The organism is Thiothrix litoralis (assembly GCF_017901135.1).
In the GTDB taxonomy this organism is placed as follows: domain Bacteria; phylum Pseudomonadota; class Gammaproteobacteria; order Thiotrichales; family Thiotrichaceae; genus Thiothrix; species Thiothrix litoralis.
In genome coordinates, this window is sequence record NZ_CP072801.1 from 612,035 (window position 1) to 629,062 (window position 17,028).

The 17,028-nt window shown below is 53.3% G+C and carries 15 protein-coding genes; 7 read left to right on the forward strand and 8 right to left on the reverse strand.

The window, feature by feature from the left end:
* Positions 1-31 precede the first annotated feature (31 nt).
* Genes hisS through ndk form a run of 5 tightly spaced genes read right to left on the reverse strand, consistent with a single transcriptional unit; the run spans position 32 to position 4,708 of the window.
* Positions 32-1,318, reverse strand: a complete 1,287-nt coding sequence (gene hisS / locus J9253_RS02945; protein ID WP_210223233.1) for a histidine--tRNA ligase — start codon at positions 1,316-1,318, stop codon at positions 32-34.
* Between the two features lie 2 nt (positions 1,319-1,320).
* On the reverse strand, positions 1,321-2,382 hold the full coding sequence (locus J9253_RS02950) for a RodZ domain-containing protein (RefSeq protein ID WP_210223234.1): 1,062 nt from the start codon (positions 2,380-2,382) through the stop codon (positions 1,321-1,323).
* 17 nt (positions 2,383-2,399) lie between these two features.
* Positions 2,400-3,137 (reverse strand): type IV pilus biogenesis/stability protein PilW, encoded by a 738-nt coding sequence (gene pilW, locus J9253_RS02955; RefSeq protein ID WP_210223235.1) that lies wholly within the window; start codon positions 3,135-3,137, stop codon positions 2,400-2,402.
* 6 nt (positions 3,138-3,143) lie between these two features.
* The gene (gene rlmN / locus J9253_RS02960) at positions 3,144-4,247 is read right to left on the reverse strand and encodes a 23S rRNA (adenine(2503)-C(2))-methyltransferase RlmN (protein ID WP_210223236.1); all 1,104 of its coding nucleotides are present in this window, start codon (positions 4,245-4,247) and stop codon (positions 3,144-3,146) included.
* A 29-nt stretch (positions 4,248-4,276) separates the two neighbouring features.
* Positions 4,277-4,708, reverse strand: a complete 432-nt coding sequence (ndk, locus tag J9253_RS02965; protein WP_210223237.1) for a nucleoside-diphosphate kinase — start codon at positions 4,706-4,708, stop codon at positions 4,277-4,279.
* 144 nt (positions 4,709-4,852) lie between these two features.
* On the opposite strand from ndk, the gene J9253_RS02970 reads away from it, so the two are divergent.
* The 4 genes from J9253_RS02970 (at position 4,853) to J9253_RS02985 (ending at position 10,109) form a co-directional block, all read left to right on the forward strand.
* Complete coding sequence (locus J9253_RS02970; protein WP_228291490.1) at positions 4,853-6,550, forward strand: hypothetical protein; 1,698 nt, start codon at positions 4,853-4,855, stop codon at positions 6,548-6,550.
* Positions 6,551-6,560: 10 nt separating this feature from the next.
* Positions 6,561-7,934 (forward strand): leucyl aminopeptidase family protein, encoded by a 1,374-nt coding sequence (locus tag J9253_RS02975; protein ID WP_210223238.1) that lies wholly within the window; start codon positions 6,561-6,563, stop codon positions 7,932-7,934.
* A gap of 95 nt (positions 7,935-8,029) precedes the next feature.
* Complete coding sequence (locus tag J9253_RS02980) at positions 8,030-8,518, forward strand: hypothetical protein (RefSeq protein ID WP_210223239.1); 489 nt, start codon at positions 8,030-8,032, stop codon at positions 8,516-8,518.
* Between the two features lie 31 nt (positions 8,519-8,549).
* Positions 8,550-10,109: a methyltransferase regulatory domain-containing protein gene (locus tag J9253_RS02985; protein WP_210223240.1), complete on the forward strand. Its 1,560-nt coding sequence runs from the start codon at positions 8,550-8,552 to the stop codon at positions 10,107-10,109.
* Positions 10,110-10,123: 14 nt separating this feature from the next.
* Here J9253_RS02985 and J9253_RS02990 read toward each other — a convergent pair whose 3' ends face one another.
* Both J9253_RS02990 and J9253_RS02995 read right to left on the reverse strand, forming a co-directional pair.
* Positions 10,124-10,894 (reverse strand): hypothetical protein, encoded by a 771-nt coding sequence (locus J9253_RS02990; protein WP_210223241.1) that lies wholly within the window; start codon positions 10,892-10,894, stop codon positions 10,124-10,126.
* A 68-nt stretch (positions 10,895-10,962) separates the two neighbouring features.
* Entirely contained in the window at positions 10,963-11,742 is a 780-nt protein-coding gene (locus J9253_RS02995; RefSeq protein ID WP_210223242.1) for an ATP-binding cassette domain-containing protein, read from the reverse strand.
* 121 nt (positions 11,743-11,863) lie between these two features.
* Between J9253_RS02995 and gnd the strand changes: the two genes are divergently transcribed.
* The 3 genes from gnd to pgl are packed head-to-tail and all read left to right on the forward strand — an operon-like array spanning position 11,864 to position 15,464.
* Complete coding sequence (gnd, locus tag J9253_RS03000; protein ID WP_210223243.1) at positions 11,864-13,312, forward strand: decarboxylating NADP(+)-dependent phosphogluconate dehydrogenase; 1,449 nt, start codon at positions 11,864-11,866, stop codon at positions 13,310-13,312.
* Positions 13,309-14,808 (forward strand): glucose-6-phosphate dehydrogenase, encoded by a 1,500-nt coding sequence (gene zwf / locus J9253_RS03005; protein WP_210223244.1) that lies wholly within the window; start codon positions 13,309-13,311, stop codon positions 14,806-14,808. The genes gnd and zwf overlap by 4 nt, the downstream gene beginning before the upstream one ends.
* A complete protein-coding gene (pgl, locus tag J9253_RS03010) occupies positions 14,808-15,464 on the forward strand; it encodes a 6-phosphogluconolactonase (protein WP_228291491.1) in 657 nt (218 codons plus the stop codon). Before zwf ends, pgl begins: the two co-directional genes overlap by 1 nt.
* A 1-nt stretch (position 15,465) precedes the next feature.
* Here the strand turns inward: pgl and J9253_RS03015 are convergent, their stop codons facing one another.
* Positions 15,466-17,007: an ATP-binding protein gene (locus J9253_RS03015; RefSeq protein WP_210223245.1), complete on the reverse strand. Its 1,542-nt coding sequence runs from the start codon at positions 17,005-17,007 to the stop codon at positions 15,466-15,468.
* Between the last annotated feature and the right edge of the window lie 21 nt (positions 17,008-17,028).

Consider the following 17,028-nt stretch of genomic DNA (forward strand, 5'->3'; position numbering starts at 1 on the left):
CAGTTTGCCCCTGAATTTAGCTTATTTACGGTTAGTTTTGTTGTGTTTTTTCAAGAAAAACGGAAAGTTGTTGTGCCACTTGGCTGAGCGGAAGGGTAATCTGCTCCCCGCCATCACGCAAGGGTTTGAGGCCGATTTCACCGCGTTCCACTTCGTTTTCACCCAGAATCAGCGCGAAACGGGCGTTGGATTTGTCGGCGCGTTTCATTTGGGTTTTGAAGCTGCCTTCGCCGCCATTGCTGGTCAGGCACAGTGCTGGCAGAGCATCGCGCAGGGTTTCTGCCAAGGCCAGGCCGGTTTGGATGGCGGTTTTGCCTGCCATAATGAGGAAAGCATCCGGCGCGGTGACGGGTGTGGCAATGCCTTGGGTTTCCAGCAGCAGGATCAGGCGTTCCATGCCCATGCCGAAGCCGACGCCGGGGGTCGGTTTGCCGCCCAGTTGTTCGACCAGACCGTCATAACGCCCGCCTGCACACACGGTGCTTTGTGCGCCGAGGTCGTCCGTTACCCATTCAAATACCATGTGGGTGTAGTAATCCAGCCCGCGTACCAGCCGTGGGTTGACTTCGTAGGCAATGCCCATGCCATCCAGCAAGGCGCACAGCATGGCGAAGTGCTCGCGGGAAACGTCATCCAAATGGTCGTGGAGGCTGGGTGCAGCGGCTACGATGTCTTTCAGGTCGGGGTTTTTGGTATCCAGAATCCGTAGCGGGTTGGTGTGCAAGCGGCGTTTGGAATCTTCATCCAGCTTATCGTGATGCGCGGAAAAGTACTCGACCAGCAAGTCGCGGTAAGCGTGACGTGAGGCAGGTGTGCCGAGTGTGTTGATTTCTAGGCGTAGGTTGCGCAGGCCGAGGGTTTTCCACAAACGGGCAGTCAGGGCAATCAGTTCGGCGTCGATATCTGGCCCCGGCATTCCGAAGGCTTCCACGCCGATCTGGTGAAATTGGCGGTAGCGGCCTTTTTGCGGACGTTCGTGGCGGAACATCGGGCCGGTATACCACAGGCGTTGCTGCTGGTTGTGTAACAGACCGTGTTGGATACCGGCGCGGATGCAGCCTGCCGTGCCTTCCGGGCGCAAACTCAGGCTGTCATCGTTACGGTCGGCGAAGGTGTACATTTCCTTCTCAACGATGTCGGTGACTTCGCCCACGGCTCGTGAGAACAGGTCAGTCTGTTCCACGATAGGCATACGGATTTCGCTGTAGCCATAGCGGTGCAGCAACTGACGAGCAGTGCTTTCGAGGTATTGCCATACGGGGGTAGCATCAGGGAGTATGTCGTTCATGCCCCGGATGGATTGAATGTTTTTGCTCATGCTTACTCGACTCTAAAACGGGCAACACTGCCTTTGGTGTGCGGTGCCAAATCAAACGGCTGACCGTTGACAAAAATTTTCACGCCGGGGGCATTGCCAATTTTGACGTTCAGGGGGGGTGTTGCCTTGAATTCTTTGATATTGCCAGCGGTGTTGAGTGACTCGAACAAGGTTTTTTTGTCCTCACCCTTGATCTGCATCCACACTTCTTCGGTGAACTCCATGCGGATGCTGATTTCGCCCGGTGTCAGTGCTGTTGCGGCGGCATCGGCGGCGGCATCGGTAGCAGCGATGCTCGTGTCTGCTGCTGGCGCGGCAGCGGCGCTTGCTGGTGCGGTTGTTGGTTCAGGTGCAGCGGTCGGTGTTTCCGGGGTAACCGCAGTTGTATCAGCCGTGGTTGCGGTAGCTGCGGTATCTTGTGTGCTGCTAGCAGACGCCTGTTCCGCAGGGGGGGCTGGTGTAGCAGCGGCTGCCGCTGCCTGTTGTTGCGCTTGCTGAGCCGCCTGATCTTTTTCCTGTTCCATGGCTTTTTTCTGGGCAACGTAGGCTTCCATCGCTGAGGGTGGGCGTGGTACGTCAGGCGGGTTAGTCTGTGCGGAGAAGGATGACCATGTATGGTCTGCCCAGTTGCGTACCCCCGGAATCGTGGAAAACAGTCCCAGTAGCAATACCAATGCCCCAAAACCGATAAATTTCAGGGTAGAGGTTGAGATGGCAGGTTGCGCCACTTTATTCAGCGGGCGAGCCGGGGCAAAGTGATGGGCAATCTCATCAGGCTTCGCGCCACGTAAGGCTTCATAGGTGCGGATAAGTTCCTTGGCATCCATATCAGCCAGTTTGGAGTAACCGCGCAAGTAGCCACGCACATAGGGTGGCTCGGGTAAATGGGCGAAGTCTTCGGTTTCCAATGCCCGCAGGATATGGGTAGACAGGTGTAACTCTTCGGCTGCCTGCTCAATGTCAAGGCCAGCTTTCTCACGGCACTCTGCCAGTTTGATGGTCAGGTCGCCCGGCTGTACGGCAGAAGATGTCCTTTCTTCGACTGAGGTGGCTGTCTCTGTCACGTGTCCTCCAATTATTATCAATTAATTTGACTGGCAGCTTTGCTGTCAGGGAATTTTTCCCGCAGCTCAATTGCACAGGCATCCGCTTTATCCGCTTCATTTAAACGTGTTTGCACCTGATAACACAGCAGCAGGCTGTCCGGGGTTGCAGGCGCACTGTCATTATAGCGGTAAAGGAATGCTTCTGCTTTGGCAGACTCACCTTTTTCGTAGTGCAGTCTGGCTAGCTGGTAAAGGGCCGCCGGGAAGCGATTATTTTTTTCCAGTGCTTGCCGGAAATACGTTTCAGCTTGGGTAGCATTGCCGGTCTTTTTGACGCAAATGCCTGCATTTGTATAAGCAAATTCAGGGGTTTTATAGAGCGGGTCACTGAGCGACTTCAAAAAAGCACTTTCTGCTTCGGCGTATTTGCCGGTATGGCATAAGTAAGATCCATAGTTATTCAACAAGTTGGGGTCTTTAGGGGTAATTCCTAATGCTTTGCGGAAGTGTTTGCCTGCCTTATCATCATCACCCAGCCGTTCCTGCAACAAGGCATAATAGTGGTTGGCAGGGGCGGAATTGGGTTCTTGCGCCAAGGCTTTTTTCAGGTTCATGCTGGCTAAATCCAGCCGACCTTTTTGCAAGTAGCCAACCCCTAACTGGGTGTAATAACTACCAGCCTTATCGCTTTCGGAAGAGGAAGATGTGTTTGAGCAGCCCCCTGTGATACTGCCCATTAACAGAAGAAAAAAAGCATATTTTATTATTTTCATTGTTCATTACCGTTCGATGCGGGCGAAATGTATCTCTCGGCGGCTTTTGTCGTTGACTTGACCAGCTAATTGCCCACAGGCCGCGTCAATATCATCACCTCGTGTTTTTCTGGTGATCACAGTATATCCTGCTTCTGCGAGAATATCACGGAAGCGGTGTATCCGGTTGTTACTGGAACGCTTGTAACGCGTTTCCGGGAACGGGTTGAACGGAATCAGGTTGATTTTCGAGGGAATGCCTTTGAGGATTTTCGCCAGTTGGTGAGCGTTTTCATCGCTGTCATTGATGCCATCCAGCATCACGTATTCCCAAGTAACGTGATTACGCTCGGTGGTTTTTTTATCCAAAAACTGGCGGCACATGGCCAGCAAGTCCTTGATCGGGTATTTGCGGTTCAAAGGAACCAGTTGGTCACGCAGTTCGTCATTGGGTGCGTGCAAGGAGACGGCCAGCGAGACATCCAGCGTATCGGCCAGACGATCCAGCGCAGGCAAAACGCCGGAGGTGCTGAGGGTGACACGACGTTTACTCAGGCCGTAAGCATTGTCATCCATCATCAGCCGTAAAGCATTGATCACGTTGTCGAAGTTGAGCAAGGGTTCGCCCATGCCCATCATTACCACATTGCTGACGACGCGAGCGCCTTTGGGGTCAGCTTGCAAGGCGCGTTTGGCGACCCACAATTGCCCGATGATTTCGGCAGTGGTGAGGTTGCGGTTGAAGCCTTGGCGAGCGGTGGAGCAGAAGGTGCAGTCCAGCGCACAACCGACTTGCGAGGAAACGCAAAGCGTTCCCCGGTCGTCTTCCGGGATGAACACCGTTTCGATGGCATTACCATCGTCCAGCCGCAGTAACCATTTGTATGTTCCGTCGGCGGATTGTTGCTCCATCACGATTTCCGGGGCGCGGATGACGGTGTTTTCCGTCAAAAACTGGCGCAACGGTTTGCTGATATTGGTCATCTGGTCAACACTGTCGACGCTCAACTGATGCAGCCATTTGATGATTTGAGTGGCACGAAAAGGCTTTTCACCCATGGAGGTGAAATACGCCTTCAGCCCTTCATGGCTAAAATCGAGCAGATTAACTTGTTTTACAGTGTCAGACACAGATGACGTTTACCTTGAATTGAGTGCTATTAACGAGTGCGCGGGCACAGACCTTCTTCACCGAAGAAGTAGGCAATTTCGATGGCAGCATTTTCCAGACTGTCAGAACCGTGAACGGCATTTTCGTCAATGGAATCAGCGAAATCAGCACGGATTGTACCAGCGTCTGCATTCTTAGGGTTAGTAGCACCCATCAGTTCACGGTTTTTGGTGACAGCATTTTCGCCTTCCAACACTTGAACCATGACAGGGCCGGATGTCATGAATGCAACCAAGTCAGCAAAGAAAGGGCGCTCTTTATGCACCGCGTAGAAACCTTCAGCACGTTCTTGGCTCAGGTGTACCATTTTGGCAGCGACAATTTTCAGGCCAGCGTTTTCAAAGCGGCTGTAGATTTGACCAATCACGTTTTTGGCAACGGCATCGGGTTTGATAATGGAAATAGTTTGTTCGATCGCCATGTGGATACTCCAATAAAAGGTTAAAGCTGTAATGAGGGCGCAATTGTAATGGGTGTGCCCCACACAGGCAAAGCATATTCGTCGCATCTAGCGTAAACCCCGTGCTAGACTCTAAAGACACTGTGAAATCACAAGTAATAATTGATGAAAGGACTATCTATGCTGGCTAAATTGAGCAAATGGATGATCATCAGTGGCATTTTGTCACTGAGCGTAACAGGTTGTGGTACTACACCCTCAACAACCTCACTTTCAGGCGCTAAAGGTGCCTTATCCACTGGAAATTCAGCCTCATCACTGGGGATGAATACCAATGAGATCATGGAAAGTGATGCCAGTATGCCCTTCATTGACCTGATGCGGGCAGCGCTGCCTTTTCAGGAAGCCAGCCCGTGGTTGACCAAGGGCAATGTGACTTATGATGCCAATGGTTGGCCTAATAACCTGAATGGTGGTCAGGCGGGGACACGTTTCCTCTCCAATTTGCCTGCTGCGGTGATTCCGGGCGGAACTTACACGGTGTTGTATGACGGCGATGGTGACATTCAGTACATGAATGACGTTACCCTGACAGAACACAAGCCGGGTGTTGACCTGATTAACCTTGATGCTGGCAGTGACGGCATTCTGAATGCTTCATTCTTGATTACCCGCAGCAACCCGCAAAATTATGTGCGTAATATCCGCATCTTGCCACCAGGTGGTATTTGCGCCAATAACCCGTTCCAGCGGGTCACTTCGGCCTCGGCCTGTGGTGGGAATTACCAGTCATTTGTGGAAAATGCAGGCAGTATTGTCTTCAACCCTGATTTCATGAACTTCATGAAGGATTTCCGCGCGATCCGCTTCATGAACTTTAGTGGTGTTACCCGCAGCACCGAGCGTACATGGGCTGACCGTAATACCCTTAGCAAAGCCGTGTGGGGCGGTAAAGAAGGTTCGCGCGGCGCACCGCTGGAAATTCAAGTGGAACTCGCCAACCGTTTGAATGCTGACCCGTGGTTCACGCTTCCTCATGCAGCCGATGATAACTATGTGCGCCAGTATGCGTCTTACGTGAAACAGCATTTGAACAGCAACCTCAAGCCGCACATCGAATACAGCAACGAAACGTGGAACACCATCTTTTCTCAGGGCGGTTACATGATCGACATGGGGATGAGATTGGGTCTGGATACCAATGCCGTGCGGGCAGGCTATCGCTATTATTCGCAACGTTCCGTCGAAATCTTCAATATCTGGGAAAGTGTTTACGGTGGGTCGCAACGTTTGGTGCGTATCCTGTCGGGCTGGACGGTGAATGACAAGCTGACGGAAGTGGTGTTAACCCACAAGGATGCTTACAAACATGCTGATACCTTTGCGATTGGCCCTTATGTGTTTGGTGGTCATGAGGAAATTCGGGGTGTCAGAAGTGTGGATCAAGCCTTTGATCTGATCAATAACCCGGTGTATCGCCATTCCCTCGAAAAAGAACTGGGTTATGTGCGGATGCAAAAAGCCATTACCGACAAATACGGTTTGCGCTTGATTGCGTATGAGGCCGGGCAAGGTTTGGCCGATTTCAAAACCACCACCGATGATGAAATGCCCAACCCGATGCTGTTTGCTGCCAACCGCGACCCGCGTATGCGTGACGTTTATGCGCGTTTGCTGAGTGGTTGGAAGGCTGAAGGCGGTACATTATTCATGCACTACACCGCACCCCGCACGTTCACCAAGCATGGGCCATGGGGAACCAAGGAATACATTACCCAACCGATCAGTCAAGCGCCCAAGTATCAGGCATTGCTGGACTTTATCCGTAGCACGCCGTGCTGGTGGGATGGTTGCAAGCGTTAAGGGGAAGGCTATGTTTACACAAGAAAAACCCGCAGACTCGGTTGCGTTGCATCCCTTGACCCCGCAGACGTGGAGGGTGCTGGCTGATGCGTTGTCTGCTGCCGAATACCAGTGGGCAACACTGCACGATTTCAGCGCAAAAGCTGGTCAGCTTTGCTTGCTGCCGGACGGGCAGGGCGGCATCAGCAAAGTGTTGGTGGGCTATGATGCGGCGGAAGGGGTGCGTTGGGCGGTGGCGGCATTGCCCAACAAGTTGCCACGCGGGCATTACCATCTGGTTTGCGACTGGTCAGAGGCTGAAACCTTGCAAGCCAGTATCGGCTGGGGTTTGGGTTATTACCGCTTTGAGCAGTACACCAAGCCGGATAACAAGGCCAGACCTGTGTTGTACTTGGCAAGCGCTCAGCAGAAACGTGCGCAAGCCTTCGTGCAAGCGGTGACGCTGGTGCGTGACCTGATCAATCAGCCCGCCAATCACATGATGCCTGAGCATTTGTCAGCCGCTACCGCGCAATTGGCAGAGACGTTTGGAGCAGATTTCCGTGAACTGGTTGGTGATGAATTGCTGGCGCAAAATTATCCGGCAATCCACGCGGTGGGACGTGCCAGTAAACATGCGCCGCGCTTACTGAGCTTGCGCTGGGGAAACCCTGAGCATCCGGCGGTGACGTTGGTGGGTAAGGGGGTGTGTTTTGATACCGGCGGCTTGGATATTAAACCCTCGCAATACATGCGTTTTATGAAAAAGGACATGGGCGGTGCGGCGCACGTCTTGGGTCTGGCGCAGTTGATCATGCAGTTGCAATTGCCCGTGCAACTGCGGGTGCTGATCCCGGCGGTTGATAATGCCATCGGTGGCGATGCCTTCCGCCCCGGTGACATTCTGTCTACCCGTGCGGGTAAGTCGGTGGAAGTGGACAATACCGATGCCGAAGGGCGTTTGGTGTTGTGCGATGCCTTGGCAGATGCGGTCAACCACAAGCCTGATGTGCTGCTGGATTTTGCCACGCTGACAGGTGCTGCGCGGGTGGCGCTTGGCACGGAAATCCCAGTTTTTTTCAGTAATAACAAATCATTGACAGCAAAACTTCAGGCGGTTTCAGAGGTTTCCGAAGAGCTGATTTGGAACTTGCCTTTGCACAAGGCTTATTTTGAGCAATTGAAAAGCGCTTGTGCTGACTTTACCAATAGCGGTGGCAGTTACGGTGGGGCGATTACAGCCGCTTTGTTCCTGAATGAATTTGTGCCCGAGAATATTCCGTGGGCGCACTTTGACGTGATGGCTTGGAACAACCGTGAGCGTGCCGGACGTCCGACGGGTGGTGAGGCGATGGGATTATTCGCCATTTACCACTATTTGGAAACCGTTTATCGGAATCAATGAACGTTGCTTGGGTAAATCTGTTCAGTTTCAATTCATTTTTCTTATTGTGATCTATAATCAAAGGATTCGAGTATTTAGAAAAAGGTTGGAATAACATGCAAAGACGGCTAGCTGTTAAGCCTCATATTGCCCGTCATTTTGCTTTGGGGATTGCGCTGATGGGGTTGACACTAACATTTTTGGCAGCAACTTTGCTGGTGTTCCCGTACAAATTGGCCGCTAACCCAGAAGTACAGGGGGAGTTGCTTTATGATTTATTAGGGAGTCTGGAATACAGCGCTAATGGTCGTTTTGAGGTAATTGACGATCCTATTATGCGGCATAAACTAGCAGGATTGTTGATGAATAACCGTCTGAATGGTCGCGAGGGTGTCGCTTATATCCTCAACCTCGGCAATGGTAAAATCGTTTGGAGCGCCGCAGCAACGTCTTTGCGCGTTGATGGTCTTGGCGTGAATGATAGCTATCTTATGCAGTTTACTCATACGCCGACTCATCAATTGGCGGTGCAGAACTTTTGGCTGAAAGATGTCGGTAAGGTGCGTCTGGAATTCAGGATGGTTGTGGCATTACCTATCCGCTGACTCACACCTTTGATGCTGGGAATTTGTTTGTATGGTCGATTTTTATGATGAGCTTACCTACGAAACCAACCCGTTTCCCGAGACGCATCCCGGTAATCTGGCGGCGTTAGGGCGTTTGTTTGGTATCCAGACTACTTCCCCGCAGCAATGCCGGGTGTTGGAACTGGGTTCGGCCACTGGCGGTAATCTTATCCCGATGGCTTGGCACTTGCCGCAAAGTGAGTTTGTGGGCGTAGAGCTTTCCGCCGCCCAAGTGGACATTGGTCAACGCATTGTCAGCACGCTGGAATTGCCCAATATCCGGCTGGAAGTGGGCGACATTCTCGAACTCGACGCAGCCCGAATCGGGCAATTTGATTACATTATTGCGCACGGGGTGTATTCGTGGGTTCCGCCTCTCGTGCGTGAAAAAATCCTGCAACTGACGCGGGATTGCCTGACACCGCATGGCTTGGCCTACATCAGCTACAACCTGTTACCCGGCTGGCGGATGCGCGGCAGTTTACGTGATCTGTTGCTGCACGCTACTCGCGAGGTAACAGGGGCAGCAGCTAAATACAATACCGCGATTGCCGCACTGGAACGCTTGCAGCAGGCTTTGCAAGGGGCGGCAGCCGATAGTCAGCATTACGTGCAAAAAGAAATTACCTACCTGTTGGCTGCCCACCCCAGTTATCTGCTGCACGAGTATTTGGCGGGTGAAAACAATGCTTTCCTGTTCAGTGAATTCCTCGCGGATGCTGGGCGGCATGAGCTGCAATACGTGTGTGAAACCGACCTGCATACCCTGTTCGATACCACCCTGAGCCAGCCCGCGCAAACAGCCCTTGCCGATATTGAAGACCCCTTGCAGCATGAACAATGGATGGATTTTGTGCAAATGCGTGCCTTCCGCAAGAGTGTGTTGTGCCGGGCAGATTTGCCGCTGGAACGTGCCATTGATATTGACGTGTTTACTGCGTATTTTTACAGCGCAAATTTGCGTCTCAAGGGCAAGGAAAACCTCAACAATACCAAGCCCGTCATTTTCCTGACGGCAGATAATAATGAGTTGAGCGTTACACACCCCTTGAGCAAGGCGGCGTTATTGTATTTACAGGATGTGCACCCTTACACCCCGGATTTTGAGGAATTGTATGCCAAGGCTGCTACCAAGGTACGGCAAGCAGGCGGCAAGGCATTTGCCGAAGCGCGTAGCGAGTTGGTGAGTGAATTGTTTAGCCTGTACAGCTACCGGGCAGTCTATGCGCATCTGACACCCTGCTTGCACCGCCCCGAATGGCCTGAGCACCCACAAGCGACAGCGCTGGCACGTTTACAGGCCGCGCAAGGGTGGGAATGTGTGGCGAGTATTCGTCATCAGGTGATGAGTCTGGATAGCTTTTCCAGTTACTTGTTGCAAGAGTTGGATGGTAGCCGCACAGTTCCAGAACTGGTCAGTTACCTGATTGCCGAGGTTGTCGCGGGAAACGTGCCCATTCCCGGTGGCAGGCAGGCGCAAACCAGCGGCAAGGGTCTGGAGAAGGAGATCAGCGCTAACGTCAAGCACTTGCTGAATGTGTTTGCGCGGCATGGTCTAGTACAGCATTAAAGTAGCAAAAACCGTTACGGTGTGCTGTTCAACAGGTTATTCAATAACCACGGTGACGCAGGCACTTCTTGAAGCGGCAGGAAAATTCCCTGTTTGGGGGGCGGCAGAGCCTTTAAATTCAGTGCTTTACCCCAGCTTCTTCCCCAATCACTGCTGGTATATTGATACCAGTGTTTGCTATCAGTGTTGCCTTCTACAATATTTGCGGCGGCAATCAGTGTGCCGCGCCCTTGGGTATCCATATTGAAATCGTGCAAGCCGGGATAAGTGTTACCCCAGTTCGGGCGGCTCAATTCTGCCGGGAAGGGTGCTGTCGCGCAGCCGAAGTCACGGAGCTGGTTTTTGCCGTACAGTACCAGATAGTCGTTGCCCGGCCCTTCACGTCCTCCGGTGGCAAACAGCATCAGGCGGTTGAAGGCTGGTGTGCTGTACGCTGCCAGCACCACGCTGCCATCGGCAATCGGGTAAGCCTGCCATTTTCCGTTGTACTTGGCGAACAGGATAGCGCCCGACTGCTCAGGGTTTTGTCCCAGCAAAATGGGTAGGGGAATACCGTTCAAAGCATAACCATGCAAGGCATTATTGTCGGTGAGGGAGCGCAAGAATGCGCGGTTGACGTTTGCCGTTTTTCCGCAAGCCCAGCCTGGTTGCCAAAGTGCGGCGAATGTATTGGTAGGCGTAGTGGCTGCCCGCGCGAGCGCTGCGGTATCCGCGCAGCCACTGGCAGGCAACAGGCTGGCGATAAGTAGTAGCCATGCCGGTGCGCTGTAAGTTGATAGACTCATTATGTACCCCCTTTGTTGTTTCTTTTGACGATAGCTCCCAGTATCAGACTCTTATGTCTGTGAAATGTTCAGTGCCGTGCAGCTTGTAATAAGGTGCGGGTGTAAGGGTGCTGTGGCTGCTGGAACAGGGCGTTGACTTCGCCCGTTTCCACCACCTGTCCGTGGCGCATGACGGCTACCCGGTCACACAACCCCCCCGCCAGTGGCAGGTTGTGGGTAATCAGCACGACAGCCATCTCGCGCTGGGCACGGATGTCACGTAGTAATGCCATGATTTCCGATTGTACTGTCACATCCAGCGCGGTAGTCGGCTCGTCAGCAATCAGCAATTCTGGCTCACACAGCAAGGCCATTGCGATCATCACCCGCTGGCGCATTCCGCCGGAAAGTTCGTGCGGATAGCTGTGGAAACGCCGGGAAGCATCGGGAATGCGCACCTGTTCCAGCATGGTGATGGTGTGATGGCGTGCTTGCTTCGCGTTCATGCCTTGATGCACTTCCAACACTTCGGTGAGTTGCCGCCCGATGGTGAGCAGCGGGTTCAGCGCCGTCATCGGATCTTGGAAAATCATCGCCATACGTTTGCCCCGAAACTGGTTCAGGATGCGTGGTGGCTGACCCAGCAATTCCGTTCCGGCAAAGGTTACGCGACCGCTGGTGTGGGCATTGCGTGGTAACAAGCCCATCACTGCGTGGAAGCACTGGCTTTTGCCCGCCCCGGATTCGCCTACCACTGCCAGGGTTTCGCCCGCTGCGAGTTGCAAATCTACCCCGCGCACGGCTTCGACACTACCCTCCGGGGTATTGAAGCGGATGGAGAGTGCCTCGATGAATAATAACGGTGTCAATGGATGCTTATCCTCAACTCTCAAAAATATTGTAAAATAATACCTGTTTCCAACGTTGCAGGTTCTTCTGCTATCCTTATCCCAACCAACCACCACACATTAACACTACAACGAGGTAGGCATGGATACCACTACTAGCAATCTCGGCTTGATTGGCCTTGGCGTCATGGGTTCCAACCTGGCGCTGAACCTGAACGACAAAGGCTATTCCCTGAGCGTTTACAATCGCACCTATTCCCTCACCGAACAATTCATGCAGGAACATGCGCAAGGTCGCGCCATTCGTTCCGCTGAAACGCTGTCCGAATTCGTCAACCAGCTCGATAGCCCGCGTATTGTACTGCTGATGATTACCGCAGGCCACGGGGTGGATGCAGTGATCGAGCAACTGCTGCCGCTGCTTAACCCCAATGACATCATTATCGACGGCGGCAATTCCAACTACAAAGACACTAGCCGCCGCTGGAAAGAACTCACTGAAAAAGAAGGCATCCTTTTCGTTGGTATGGGCATTTCTGGCGGAGAAGAGGGTGCACGTCACGGCCCTTCGATGATGCCCGGCGGTGCTGTTGAGGCTTGGCCTGAGATTCGCAACATTTTCCAGAAAGCCGCCGCGCAAGTGGATGGCGAAGCCTGCTGCCAATGGCTGGGCGAAGGCGGTTCCGGTCACTACGTCAAGATGGTGCACAACGGCATCGAATACGGCGATATGCAACTGATCGCGGAAGCCTGCCACCTGATGCAACACGCACTGGGGATGGATTTCGACGCAATGGCGGACACGTTCGCGGCATGGAACAAGGGCAAGCTCGAATCCTACCTGATCGAAATTACCAGCGAAATTTTGCGCCACAAAGATGTTGACGGTAGTGCGTTGGTGACCAAAATCCTCGACCGCGCCGGGCAAAAAGGCACGGGGCTGTGGACGGCACAGGATGCACTGGAACACGCGGTTCCCCTTACGCTGGTGACGGAAGCTGTCCATGCGCGGATGCTCTCTGCCCGTAAGGATGAGCGCGTCGCCGCCGCCAAATTACTGGGTGGCTTAGCGGAACCTGTTTCCGCCGAGCAGCATCAGGCGTATCTGGAAGCTATCCACGACGCGCTTTACGCCGCTAAGTTGGTGTCTTATGCGCAAGGTTTCATGCTGATGCAAACTGCTGCGCAGGAATACGGCTGGAATCTGGCCTACGGTGATATTGCTTTGTTGTGGCGTGCCGGGTGCATTATCCGTAGCCGTTTCCTGGGCGACATCAAGGCCAGTTTTGCGCGTGAGCCTGTGCCGCAAAGCTTGCTGCAAGACCCGTTTTTTATCGGGGAGCTGAAACGGTCGGAAGCGGGTTGGCGTAAAACCGTGGCGCTGGCGGTGATGCAGGGTGTGCCTGCCCCAGCATTGTCTGCTGCATTATCTTTCTATGACGGTTATCGCTGTGCGGCGGGTTCTGCCAATATTTTGCAGGCGCAACGCGATTACTTCGGGGCGCATACCTATCAGCGTACTGACCGTGACCCGGCGCTGGCTTTCCATACACATTGGAACGGCGATGGTTCCGAGGAGCAAATGGCATGAGTTGTTGCGGTATTTCCCACGCCTACGTCATTTTCGGCGCAACCGGCAATCTGGCGGCAAACAAGCTGTTGCCAGCACTGTACCAACTGCATTGCATGGGGCACATGGCGGAGGATGTGGAAATCCTCGGCTGTGGGCGCACCCCGTTTACGCAGGAAACCTGGCAGATAGAGGTGCGCAAGCAGTTTGTTGAGAGTGGCATCGCGGAAGATGCCTCACTCGACAGCTTCATTCAGCGTCTGGATTATTTGTCGGGTAGCTTGAAAGAAGCGGCGTTCTATCAGTCGCTGGGTGACTGGATCGGCAACGATGGCGAATGTGCCAATAACGTGGTTTTCTATTTATCGGTCAGCCCGGAATTGTACGTGACGGTCACGGAAGGCTTGGCAGCAGCGCAATTGCTGGAAGAATCCCACGGCTGGCGGCGCATGGTGATCGAAAAGCCCTTCGGACACGATCTGGAATCCGCCCGCGAATTGCAGCATAGCCTCAGTGACCAGCTCAAGGAAGAGCAGATTTACCGTATCGACCATTACGTCGGCAAAGAGGCGGTGCAAAACTTGCTGGTGCTGCGTTTCGCCAACCTGATCCTCGAACCCTTGTGGAACCGTTACCACATTGATCATATCCAGATTACCCATGCCGAAACCGTGGGGGTGGATGGGCGTGCCAGCTATTACGACAATAGCGGTGGCGCGGTACGCGACATGATCCAGAGCCATTTGCTGCAAGTCATGGCCTTGCTGGCAATGGAACCGCCGGTGTCGATGGAGGCTGAAGCCTTGCGCAATGAAAAGGTTAAGGTGCTGCAATCCATCCGCCCGGTGAATCTGGAACAGCTTGCGACCCATGCGATACGCGGGCAATACGCGGCAGGTGAGGTTAAAGGTGTCGCTGTTCCCGGTTATTTGCAGGAAGAGGGCGTCGCGGCGGGGAGTCATACCGAATCTTACGCGGCTATGAAGCTCTACATCGACAACTGGCGCTGGAAGGATGTGCCGTTTTACCTGCGTACCGGCAAGCGTTTGCAGGAACGCCGTTCCATGGTGGCGGTGCGTTTCAAGCAGCCGCCGATGCAACTGTTTCAGGGCAGCGGCATTTATCAGCCGCATCCCAATTGGTTGCTGATTGGTATCCAGCCGGAAGACGCGGTGCGCATGGAAATTTCCGCGAAAGTGCCGGGGCTGGAAATGCATACCCGCCAGATCGTGATGGATGCCTCGGTCAGTACGCCCGGTGAGCGCAAGGCGGAAGCCTACGAGGAATTGTTGCTGGATGTGATCAAGGGCGACCGTTCGCTATTCCTGCGCTACGATGAAGTAAAGGCAGCGTGGACGGTGGTTGACCCGGTGATGCAACGTTGGGCGGAAGATGAGCAATTGCCGCTGCAATACCCGGCAGGTGGCTGGGGGCCCAAAGCGGCAGAAAAGATTTTTGGTGATTCGGATAGAGGATGGCGGCATTCGCTGTCGTGCAATGGTAAAGGAAGCGAATAATGTTATCGGTGGATACTCAAGTATTGGTGGATGCGGAAGCAGTGGCACAACAAGCGTGTGCTGAAATTGCAGCAGCAGCGCAGGCGGCGATTCGCGAGCGTGGTGTGTTCCGGTTGGTGATGGCGGGGGGCGGCACGCCGCAGCGGGCGTATACTTTGCTGGCGGCAACCGTGCAGGATTGGGATAAGTGGGAAATTTTCTGGGGCGATGAGCGTTGCTTGCCAGTTGATCATCTGGAACGCAATTCGCAGATGAGCTTGCCTACCCCGCACCGTTTCCCGATTCCAGCAGAATTGGGGGCGGAAGCAGCGGCGGCGGCTTATGCGCAGACCATCCACGACAAGTTGCCGTTTGATATGGTGATGTTGGGCATGGGTGAAGACGGGCATACCGCGAGTTTGTTTCCGGGGTTCGCGGTTGCTGCTGGCTTAACGACTGCGGTACACAATGCGCCGAAGCCGCCGCCTGATCGGGTAAGCTTGACGGTGGAGGCTTTGCAACATTGTCGGCAGCAATTGGTGCTGGTAACGGGGCAGGGCAAGGCTGAGGCAATGGCGCAATGGCGTAACGGTGAGCACTTGCCGATTGCGGCGGCGGTACGTGCCGATGCTTGTGTGCTGGTGGATGCAGCGGCATACGGTGAATCGTCGGTGTGAGTTAGATTTTCTCCCATTCAAACCCGACGATATTGCGGGTTTGTTTGCTGAATTCGATGCCTACCAAGTATAACTCGCGCCCGTCACGGTATTTGTCGGCGTAGTGTTTGGCTTTGATTTGTGCCATTGCACTTCCGTCACTCTGTTCGCTATTCAGCACTTTGAACTCGAAAATGAATACTTTATTCTCCACTATTACGGTTAGGTCGATGCGCCCGAAATGCGTGCTGTCTTCGGCGATGGTTTGTGCTCCGCACGCGACCATGTGACTGTAGAATACGCTGGCGTAATAGCCTTCGTATTGGTCAAGCGCATTATTGGTATACCACTGATAAGGAATGCTGGCGAAAAAGGCGTTCAAAATGTGGTGTAAGGCTTCCAGTTCGCCATCTGCTAAGGCTTGGTAGATTTTGAAGCCTACTTGGGCGGCATGACTGGATGTAGGAGTGAGTTCGCTCAGTAAATGCGTGTTGAGGCTGAGCTTTACTTCAATGTTAGGATAGCCCAATTCAAAGCCAAGTTGGTTGCCCATCTGAAGCGTTTTGTGGATGGTTAAGTAGCCTGTTTGAAACAGCAATACCTCGGCTGTCATCTTATCCACGTCAAAACTGCCTAGTTGGGTTTCATGTACCTTGAAACGTTCCAGTTCTGGCAGGTAATAGCGTCCGCTTTTTAACAGTTTCAGCAGGAAACTGGGTGTGGCTGTTTCAAACCAATAACTGCGGAATTGCTGGCCTTTGTCAATGAATAGCAGGATGTCGAACGGGTTGTAGACCGATTCACCTAACCAGTTGTAACCGTTATACCACTCACGTACTCGCGGCATATCTGCCCCGGCTAGGTGTTCACGGAAGTTATGTTCCAGTTCGCGTTGGGTGTAGCCGCACAGGGCGCTGTAACGGGCATCCAGCGTAATATCGTTGAGGTTGTTTAGTCCGCTGAAGAGAGAGACTTGGGAGAATTTGGACACGCCGGTGAGAAGTACGAAGTTCAGTAGCTTGTCGCGCCCTTTCAGCACCGAATAGAGGTTTTTCAAGCTATCCCGCAGTTCGGCGGCACGGGCAGGGTTATTGATTTGGTCGAGGATGGGCTTGTCGTATTCGTCGATCAGTACCACGGCGGGCTGTGAGTAGGCTTGTACACTGTCTTCAATCAACTGCACAAATTGTTGTGAAATCAGTCCTTCTTGTAGTTTGATCCCTAGCCGTTCGGCATTCTTTTTGAGTTGCCCTACTATGAATGTGTCCAGTTGCGCCCGGTCGGTATGTACGCCGTCGTTGAAGGTGATGTGGATGACGGGGTGTTTTTTCGTCCAGTCCCATAACGGGTGAATCGCTAATCCTTGAAACAGTGGTTCATTGCCCTCGAACAGTTCTTTGAGGGTGTCGACCAGCAAGGATTTACCGAAGCGGCGCGGGCGGGAGAGAAAGTAATACGTGCCGCTGTTGACCAGTTGGTGAATCAGCGCAGTTTTGTCCACGTAGACGCAATCATCGTTGAGGATGCTACTGAGGGTGCTGATGCCAATGGGGAGTTTTTTCATTTTTGCCGTACCTTTCGGGAA

Bases quoted from the DNA above. Each gene is read 5' to 3' on its own strand.
- J9253_RS02970 (WP_228291490.1), top strand. From the start codon at position 4,853: ATGAAAGGACTATCTATGCTGGCTAAATTGAGCAAATGGATGATCATC.
- zwf (WP_210223244.1), top strand. From the start codon at position 13,309: ATGAGTTGTTGCGGTATTTCCCACGCCTACGTCATTTTCGGCGCAACC.
- gnd (WP_210223243.1), top strand. From the start codon at position 11,864: ATGGATACCACTACTAGCAATCTCGGCTTGATTGGCCTTGGCGTCATG.
- J9253_RS02980 (WP_210223239.1), top strand. From the start codon at position 8,030: ATGCAAAGACGGCTAGCTGTTAAGCCTCATATTGCCCGTCATTTTGCT.
- J9253_RS02990 (WP_210223241.1), bottom strand. From the start codon at position 10,894: ATGAGTCTATCAACTTACAGCGCACCGGCATGGCTACTACTTATCGCC.
- hisS (WP_210223233.1), bottom strand. From the start codon at position 1,318: ATGAGCAAAAACATTCAATCCATCCGGGGCATGAACGACATACTCCCT.
- ndk (WP_210223237.1), bottom strand. From the start codon at position 4,708: ATGGCGATCGAACAAACTATTTCCATTATCAAACCCGATGCCGTTGCC.
- J9253_RS02985 (WP_210223240.1), top strand. From the start codon at position 8,550: ATGGTCGATTTTTATGATGAGCTTACCTACGAAACCAACCCGTTTCCC.
- J9253_RS03015 (WP_210223245.1), bottom strand. From the start codon at position 17,007: ATGAAAAAACTCCCCATTGGCATCAGCACCCTCAGTAGCATCCTCAAC.
- pilW (WP_210223235.1), bottom strand. From the start codon at position 3,137: ATGAAAATAATAAAATATGCTTTTTTTCTTCTGTTAATGGGCAGTATC.
- pgl (WP_228291491.1), top strand. From the start codon at position 14,808: ATGTTATCGGTGGATACTCAAGTATTGGTGGATGCGGAAGCAGTGGCA.
- J9253_RS02975 (WP_210223238.1), top strand. From the start codon at position 6,561: ATGTTTACACAAGAAAAACCCGCAGACTCGGTTGCGTTGCATCCCTTG.